The organism is Lutibacter sp., assembly GCF_041596795.1.
Taxonomy (GTDB): Bacteria; Bacteroidota; Bacteroidia; order Flavobacteriales; family Flavobacteriaceae; genus Lutibacter.
This window is the reverse complement of record NZ_JBFHHX010000135.1, coordinates 1-8,563: the sequence shown is the minus strand read 5'-3', so window position 1 is coordinate 8,563 and position 8,563 is coordinate 1. Positions and strand designations below refer to the sequence as shown.

The following is an 8,563-nucleotide window of genomic DNA, read 5'->3' as shown; positions in this document are numbered from 1 at the left end:
TGATGGAATAAACTTTAAAAAGGAATCTAGTTTTATAGTTCCAACCAATCAAAAAAATAGCAGACTTATACAAGCTATGTTTGAAAAGCGAACAACTTTTCAGGATAGTTTGTTTTATGATATTTCGGCGTGGACACTTCCCTTGGCATTTAATGTAAATTATTCCGAACTAAAAAACACTGCGGCTATTGGAGAAAAGGTTGAAAAGATAGAATTAAGAAAAGGTTTTATTACCGAAAAAAGTGCTTATGCATATGTAATGGAATGGGGAGAATATTATACTCCAAAAGCGTTAAACTTACTTTTACAAAATGGAATTAGAACTAAAGTTGGCTTAAAACCATTTTCTTTAAACGGTAAAAATTACGATTATGGAACTATTTTAATTCCTGTGCAAAATCAATTATTAGATGAAGAATCATTGTTTAATTTTTTAAAGAATGTTGCTGAAAGTTGTAATTTAACAATAAATGGTGTTTCTACAGGATTAACAAGTGGAATAGATTTAGGAAGTAATTATTTTAAAATAATTGAAAAGAAAAAGGTTGCAATGCTGGTTGGAAACGGAATTTCATCGTATGATGCTGGTGAAATTTGGCATTTATTTGATCAGCGTTTTCAAATGAATATTACCAAATTAGACCTTGAGTCTATAAATAGGGTAGATTTAAGTGCTTACACAACAATTATTGTGGCAAATGCATCTTTTAAGATGGATGAAAATTTATCGAAAAAAATAGCCGATTGGATAAGTAGTGGTGGCGTATTAATAGGTTTTGAAAATGCTGCAAAAATTTTTACTGATAATAAGTTTATTAATTTAGAATTTGTATCTCCAAAAGTTGATGCAAAAAACATTTCTTTTGAGCAAAAGGAAAATTTTTATGGTGGTCAAAAAATTAATGGAGCAATTTTTGAAACTGTAATTGATAGGTCTCACCCTATAAATTTTGGTTACTCAAAAAATAAATTGGCCTTGTTTAGAACCAATGAAATTTTTATAAAACCAAACGAGAGTAGTTTTAACAATCCTATAAAATATACAAATAATCCATTGTTAAGTGGTTATATTTCAAAACTGAATTTAGATACCTTAAAAAACACAGTTCCTTTTCAGGTAACAAAATATGGAAAAGGAAATGTAATTGTTTTTACTGATAATACTAATTTTAGAGGTTTTTGGTACGGAACAAATAAATTGTTAATGAATGCAGTATTTTTTGCAAATGCCATGTAATTAATTAACTAATTTGTTCTCCGTTTTTAATTGGTTTAGATGCTTGTAATAAAACTATTTGTTGTTGCTCATTTTCAATTCCTAAAACTAAACATTCACTAAAAAAGTTGGCTATTTGTTTCTTTTTAAAATTAACAATAGCCAACACTTGTTTTTTAAGTAATTGATTTTTTGAATATAAAGATGTTATTTGTGCACTTGATTTTTTAATACCTAACTCACCAAAATCAATACTAAGTTGATATGCTGGTTTTTTGGCTGTTGGAAAATCATTTACTTCAATAATAGTTCCTATTCTAATATCAACCTTGGTAAAATCATTAAATGATATTTCTTCTTTCATAGTTATATTATTCAATTACAATAAAATCTGTTCGGCGGTTTAATTCGTGTTCAGCTTCTGTACATTTTACACCATTAGAACATTTATTAATTAACTGGGTTTCTCCATAACCTTTTCCGCTAATTCTATTAGGATCAATTCCTTTTGAAATAATATATGAAATAACAGATTTTGCTCTTCTGTTAGAAAGTTCAAAGTTATAATTGTCTGGAGCTCTACTATCTGTATGCGATTTAATTTCTAATTTAATTGCAGGATATTTATTTAAAATATCTATAACTTTTGTTAATTCTATAGCGGCATCTGGTCTAATATCATCTTTATCTAAATCAAAATAGATTGGTTTGGTTTTAATCATTTTTTGATTATTAACAGCTATAAATTCTATGTTTTTTTCAAGTTTAAACTTTTTAAACAATTGTTGATTTTTAATAGTTGAAGTTGAAATTACTTCAATATCATTGGTGTAATTTTTTAACGAAGCTACAATTCTATAGCTTGAATTACAATCTACTTCATAGGTGAAATTTGTTTTTTCATCTAAGTTAATTGTTTCAATTAAATCGTTTGATTTATACACAAATATTATTGCATTTTTAAGTGGGAGGTTTGTTTCAGCACTTACAATTGTAGCATCTAATAGTTGTGTACATTTTTCTGGAACTAAAGAAATATTTTTTGTTATTTCAAACGTATTGGTTAGTGGAGTGTTTATGGTTTCTTCAACAGAATTATAGCCTTCTTTTTCAATTTTAAGTGTGTAGGTTTTATCGCAATTTAAATTGAAATTATATTTATAACCAACTTTAATATTTTTAGTTTCTACAAATTTAGAGTCTGCAAATAGAGAAATATTTACATTATCTATTTGTCTACCAGTTGATTTGTCAAAAAATAAACCAGAGATTAATCCTTTGCATTCAATTGGTGTTAGTTTTATATCCTTAATAAAATTACTGGTAGAAATAGTTGTTTTAAAATTCTCTTCATAAGGTTCAAATCCATCTTTTTCTGCAATAATTTTATAATTTTGGTTGCAATTTAGCTTAAAGTTAAAGCGGTTTTCAGGATTAAAAATTTGTGAATTAACTAAATTGTTATTTGCATACACAGTAACCTTTACATTGGTTAATTGTTTATTTGTAACAGTGTTAAAAACCATTCCTGATATGTTATTATCGCATTCAATAGGAGCAAGGTGTATATCTTTTAAAATATCTGTATTTATATTTAAAGTGGTAAAAGTTTCTTCAAAAGGTACATAGCCTTCTTTAGAAATTTTTATTGTGTAGGTTTCTTTACAATTTAATTTAAAATTATATCTAGTTCCTGTTGGAATGTTTTTAGAATCAATTAATTGGTTGTTGTTGAATAATTGAACAGTGGGATTGTTAATTAAAACTTTGGTTATTTTATCAAAAATTAAACCTGTAATTGTTTGGTTGCATTCTATTGGAGCAAGTTTTATGTTTTTGTCTAAGTTAGTACTTGTTGCTCCGGTTTTTAATTCAAATTCATTGGTTTTATAATTTTCAAGTTCAGCAATAAATTTATACGATGAATTGCATTCTAATTTAAAAATATAAGGATTTCCTAAAGGAATTAATTGTGAATCTAATAATTGATTGTTTTCAAAAATAGATATTTTTACGTTGTCTAAATATTCTCCAGTTTTTTCATTTATAAATAAACCTTTTATGGTTTGTTCGCAAATAAGGTTTACATCTTTAATTGTAAACGAATAAATATCAACATCACCATTACCTTCGTCACGGTTTGAAGTAAAAAAACCAGCATTTGCCTCTTTGTTTATAACAAAAGCTAAATCATCAAATTTACTATTAATTGGAGCTGGTAATCTTTCAGCGTTTAAAAATATATTGTTTTCAAATTTACTACTATAAATATCAAAATTTTGAGCATTTTTATAACCATTAGTTGTAAAATACAATGTGTTATTTACATCTAAATAAGGAAACATTTCAGTGTTTTTTGTATTAACGGTTTCCCCTAAATTTTCTGGAATTCCATAAGTTCCATCAGCGTTTATTGCAACAACATAAATATCAGTTTCTCCAAAACCTCCAGGCATATCAGAGGTGAAAAACAATTGAGTTCCATTGGGACTAATTTGAGGGTTTTTTATAGAGTATTCATCATTGTTAAATGGTAGTGAAGTTATGTTTGATAATTGTAAATTTTTATCAATAGAAGCTTTTACAATGTGCTGTGTTTTCCATTTGGAAGAATCTTTTCTGCTTTCGGTATTGTAATAATTATTCCAGGTAAAATATACAGTTTTAAAATCGGGTGTAAAGGTTAAATCTGATTCAAAAAACTGATTATTTACATCATTGGTAAATTTTTCATTTAAAATAAGGTCGCCATTTCTAGTAACAGTTGCTTTGTACAAATCTAAAAACAATTGGCTGTTTTGTTTTCTTCTATTTGTTGAAAAGGCTTTATCATTTTCATCTTTTTGAGATGAGGCAAATAAAACTTGTCCGTTTTGTAAATAAATGACTCCTAATTCGGCATACTTAGAATTTATACTAGTGTTTTTAACTGTATATTCTTGATTTTGTGCGAATAGAAAGTTAAAGAACAACAATAAGTATAGTTGTGTTAACTTTTTCATGTTTGTTTAGTTTTTAAATAGCTTTTCAAAAACCCAAGTAGATTCAATTAACAGAAATTGTAAATCTTAAAAAAAAGATTTTTACCCTCTAATTTTTGTCTGTAAAATTGTCCAACTTAAGGAATAACAAAGATAGCTAAAGAAACATAAAATAAAGGTAAAAATATAGATAAATAGTTGTTTAAAGCTATGCAAAATGGCAAAAAAGGTGCATTTTTTAAAATGATAAATGGTAAATAAAAAAGTAAAAAAAAATTAAGCATAGTTGTTGCTCAATTTTTTAAAATTGGATTATTTATATGCAGTAAATTTTTTATTAAATTTTATGGAATATTAATAATGAAACCAACAACACAAAAAATATTGCAAGTACATACATACATATATATATGTGTATCTGATGATTTGTTTTATTTTGATAACTTACTACCTAAATTTAAACCATTATTGTAACGGTTCTTATTGTTTAGTATAGCATAAATGATATTGGAAAAATATTAATTATAAATGTTCTGTTTAATTTTAAACTAGTAACAATTAAAAATTTGTATGTTGCATTACCATTTTTTTGAAATAATTAAATTGTTAATGTGTGCAAAATGGTGATTGCAATGCCAGGCATAGATTGCTATGTTCTTGTTTAATTTAATAGGCTTGTATCCATCCGGATGAATAAAAGTTTTGTTTAATTCCTCTTCAGATAAACCTTTTAAAAAATACACCCATTTTGCGTGTAAGGCTTTTAAATAATTTATGGATAGCGAAATTGGAGCGGTTTTACTATCAAACAAATCTGCCCACTTATCTTCGTAATAAGCTTTAATTACAGGTTTGTCTTCGGTTAAAGCCCACTTAAAACGTATATAACTATGTTGATGACTATCTGCACAATGATGAACCACTTGCCTAATTGTCCAACCGTTATCTCTATAAGGTGTGTCTAATTGTTCGTTGGTTAAATTAGCAGTGAGTTTGTCTAATTTAGCCGGAAAATTTTCAATAATTGTTATCCAATTATTAATATCTTTATTTGCTATTTCAGATGGAATAGCAGGTTTTCCGATTGGATATTTTAATTTCTCTAGCATTATTTTTTCTGTTTTTGTAAGCGTTCCAATTGTTTTTTTGCATTTGTGTTTTCTGCATTTAATACTAACGATTTCTTATAGTATTCTATTGCATTAATAGTATCGCCGCTTAAGTTTAAGCCATCAGCATAACTGTCGTACACATTTGAGCTTTTGGGGTATAAAGCCATATTTATTTTAAATAAATACAATGCTTTTTTGTAATTTTTTTCTTTTAATTCTTTGTAGCCAAGTCTGTTTAAATAGGCTTCTTCAATTAGAGGATTTAAAGAATCGTTTTTTTTAATTAGCTGATAGCCTTCTAAAGCTTTATCAAAGTTATCAATTATTAAATATTCATGAGGTGTTTTTTCATTTTTATTTAATTTTCTATAGATATATTGAATTGAGTCTTTTTCTTTTTTTGGAACTAAAACTAAATACTCTTTTTGATCTAATGATTTTTTTTGAATGTGATTTTTTCATTCATTTCTTTCACATAAAAAGTATTTTCATCAATTTTTAAAGGTTTTATTTTTGTAGCTCCACGCCATTTTAAAAAAAGTTGGTTATTATTAAAGTACACTTCAATTACTTCATCAGCATTATATAAATACCTTCCTTTTGCAATCTTTACAAATTCAGGGTTATTTGTTTTTGATGAACAATTAATAAAGAGCAAACATACTATAAGAAATAAATAAGAGTAGCCTTTCATTATTAAATGATTGATTTTAGTATAAAAATAAAAAAAAACGCTCAACCTTTTACAAGACTGAGCGATTTTAAATTTTATTTTTTAAGAGTTACTTTCTTTCAAAAGGAGTAACGTCTTTTGTATGTTTTGGTAATACTAAATTTAAAAGGACACCAACAACAGAAGCTAAACCAATTCCAGCTAAAGAAAAGTTTCCGTAGCCTAATTCAGCTCCACCAATACCAATAGTTAATATAATTGAAACTATTACTTGATTTCTGGTAATTGAAAAATCCGTTTTATTATCAATTAATGTTTTTATACCTATACTAGCAATCATTCCAAATAGCAATAACATTATTCCTCCTAAAACAGCATTTGGTATAGTTTTTAAAATTGCACTAATTTTTCCAACAAGTGAAAATACAATTGCGGTAACTGCTGCAATTCTTAAAACTCTAGGGTCTGTAATTTTAGTAAGAGCAACGGCACCCGTTACTTCGGAATATGTTGTGTTTGGTGGACCTCCAAAAAAACCAGCAAAAGCAGTTGCAATACCATCACCTAAAATAGTTCTGTGTAATCCCGGATCTTTTACAAACTTTTTATCTGCTACACCACCAATAGCGTACATATCACCAATATGTTCAATAATTGGAGCAATTGCTACTGGAATCATATAAATTATTGCGCCCCAATTAAATTCTGGAGTAGTAAATTTAGGTAATGCAAACCAGGCAGCTTCGTTCACCGAAGAAAAATCGACTAAACCTGATAGAATTGAAATAATATAGCCTACAATAATTCCAATAAAAATGGGAATTAGTTTAATTAAGCCCTTGGTAAAGGTTACTATTATTATAGCAGTTGCTAAAACGGCTAGAGCAATAGGCCAATTAGTTTTTGCCATATCTACACCAACTGACGCTAATGACAAACCAATAATCATAATTACAGGCCCTACAACAACCGCAGGAAATATTTTTTCAATTACCTGTAATCCCCATAATTTTATAATACCAGATACAATAGCATATACTAAACCAACGGCAATTATACCACCAAGAGTTCCTGGATAACCATAAATTTTGGTAGCTGCAATTATAGGAGCAATAAAAGCAAAGCTGCTTCCTAAAAATACGGGAACCTTTCCTTTTGTAATAATATGAAAGATTAAGGTACCAACACCAGCAGTAAATAGGGCAACGGAAGGATCTACATCAATTAATAAAGGTACTAACACAGTTGCGCCAAAAGCAACAAATAAAAATTGCACACCAATAATTATTCGTTTAATAGGATTTGATGTGTCTGTTAAAGTTTGATTTTGAGATGATTTCATTGATTGTTTGTTTTTTTAATTCGGCTAATTTAACCATATATTATAAATTTAGCTCTAAAGTTCACTTTTTAGGATAGATTTAGAATGATTCTATCAAAAAAAACGGTAAAAAAATCTTCTTTTTTTTCCGTTTTAGGAATTTTCACGAGTTTTTTTTGATCAAAATTCATTTTCAGATCGATTTTTTGGCCAAAAAAGAGCACTTTTTCATTAAAAATTGAAAAAATAAAATATTTTTTAACTTTTATTTTTTACGCATTTCGAAATCGTTGTAAATAGCATTTTTTTTGTTAAAAAAATGAGTATTTTTTCATTTTTGAGAGATTGTGAAATTTTTAAAAAATACAAATGTTACATAAAATTATTTTTGTAAATAATTCAATAATAGGTGGTAAACTTTAAAATATCTTCAAAAAAATATTTAATATAAGGCTAAATAGTATTATTTTTTTAAAAGAATTATAGATTAAAATTAATTAAAAAAAGTTTTTTTTGTTTTTTTTATGATAAAAATGGGGTGTTTTTTGGATTACAATGCCTATCTTTAGATGTGTAAAAAGGTTACTAAAAAGAGTTGAAAAATGACCTTGGAAATTTAGAAAAAAAACAGAAAAACTAAACATAAAATATGAAAGTTGCAGACAAATTGGCCTATTTAATTTCAAGAAGAGAAAGTGCTTCTAAAATGGGTGGCGAACAGAGAATTGAAAAACAACATGAAAAAGGTAAGTTAACAGCAAGAGAACGTATAGATTTATTGTTCGACGAAGGAAGTTTTTATGAAATAGATTCTTTAGTAAAACATCGTTCAGTAAATTTTGGAATGGAGCAAGTAGAAATTTCTTCTGATGGAGTTATTGTTGGACACGGTTTAATTAACGGGAGAACTGTTTTTGCTTTTTCACAAGATTTTACATCAGGAGGTGGAGCGTTAGGAGAAATGCACGCTACTAAAATTTGTAAAATTATGGATTTAGCCATGAAAGCTGGAGCACCAGTTGTTGGATTAAATGATTCAGGTGGAGCAAGAGTAGAAGAAGGTGTAGATGCATTAAAAGGATATGGAGACGTTTTCTTTAGAAATTCAAGAGCATCTGGTGTAATTCCTCAAATTTCTGCAATTATGGGACCTTGTGCCGGTGGTGCAGTTTATTCACCTGCTATGACAGATTTTATCTTTATGGTGAAAAAAACAAGTAATATGTTTATTACTAGTCCTTATGTAATTAAAACAGTTAC

Annotated in this window: 7 protein-coding genes and 1 pseudogene; 2 read left to right on the top strand and 6 right to left on the bottom strand. The window is 27.4% G+C overall.

Going from position 1 to position 8,563, the window contains the following annotated elements:
- Positions 1–1,237: pseudogene (locus ABY298_RS13090) on the top strand (zinc carboxypeptidase); the annotation flags it as partial.
- A gap of 4 nt (positions 1,238–1,241) precedes the next feature.
- Here the strand turns inward: ABY298_RS13090 and ABY298_RS13085 are convergent.
- The 6 genes from ABY298_RS13085 to ABY298_RS13060 form a co-directional block, all read right to left on the bottom strand.
- Positions 1,242–1,580 (bottom strand): tRNA-binding protein, encoded by a 339-nt coding sequence (locus ABY298_RS13085; protein ID WP_372746507.1) that lies wholly within the window; start codon positions 1,578–1,580, stop codon positions 1,242–1,244.
- A 7-nt stretch (positions 1,581–1,587) separates the two neighbouring features.
- Positions 1,588–4,218, bottom strand: coding sequence for an OmpA family protein (locus tag ABY298_RS13080; RefSeq protein ID WP_372746506.1), 2,631 nt, complete (start codon positions 4,216–4,218; stop codon positions 1,588–1,590).
- 557 nt (positions 4,219–4,775) lie between these two features.
- The gene (locus ABY298_RS13075) at positions 4,776–5,306 is read right to left on the bottom strand and encodes a YfiT family bacillithiol transferase (protein ID WP_372746505.1); all 531 of its coding nucleotides are present in this window, start codon (positions 5,304–5,306) and stop codon (positions 4,776–4,778) included.
- Positions 5,306–5,476: a hypothetical protein gene (locus ABY298_RS13070; protein WP_372746504.1), complete on the bottom strand. Its 171-nt coding sequence runs from the start codon at positions 5,474–5,476 to the stop codon at positions 5,306–5,308. The genes ABY298_RS13075 and ABY298_RS13070 overlap by 1 nt, the downstream gene beginning before the upstream one ends.
- A gap of 263 nt (positions 5,477–5,739) precedes the next feature.
- On the bottom strand, positions 5,740–6,003 hold the full coding sequence (locus ABY298_RS13065; protein WP_372746503.1) for a hypothetical protein: 264 nt from the start codon (positions 6,001–6,003) through the stop codon (positions 5,740–5,742).
- Between the two features lie 88 nt (positions 6,004–6,091).
- On the bottom strand, positions 6,092–7,324 hold the full coding sequence (locus tag ABY298_RS13060; protein WP_372746502.1) for a uracil-xanthine permease family protein: 1,233 nt from the start codon (positions 7,322–7,324) through the stop codon (positions 6,092–6,094).
- Between the two features lie 628 nt (positions 7,325–7,952).
- On the opposite strand from ABY298_RS13060, the gene ABY298_RS13055 reads away from it, so the two are divergent.
- Positions 7,953–8,563: carboxyl transferase domain-containing protein (locus ABY298_RS13055; RefSeq protein ID WP_372746501.1), on the top strand; the 611-nt coding region annotated here is incomplete at its 3' end.

Coding starts and splice junctions, on each gene's coding strand:
- ABY298_RS13085 (WP_372746507.1), bottom strand. CDS start 1,580: ATGAAAGAAGAAATATCATTTAATGATTTTACCAAGGTTGATATTAGA.
- ABY298_RS13080 (WP_372746506.1), bottom strand. CDS start 4,218: ATGAAAAAGTTAACACAACTATACTTATTGTTGTTCTTTAACTTTCTA.
- ABY298_RS13075 (WP_372746505.1), bottom strand. CDS start 5,306: ATGCTAGAGAAATTAAAATATCCAATCGGAAAACCTGCTATTCCATCT.
- ABY298_RS13070 (WP_372746504.1), bottom strand. CDS start 5,476: ATGGCTTTATACCCCAAAAGCTCAAATGTGTACGACAGTTATGCTGAT.
- ABY298_RS13065 (WP_372746503.1), bottom strand. CDS start 6,003: ATGAAAGGCTACTCTTATTTATTTCTTATAGTATGTTTGCTCTTTATT.
- ABY298_RS13060 (WP_372746502.1), bottom strand. CDS start 7,324: ATGAAATCATCTCAAAATCAAACTTTAACAGACACATCAAATCCTATT.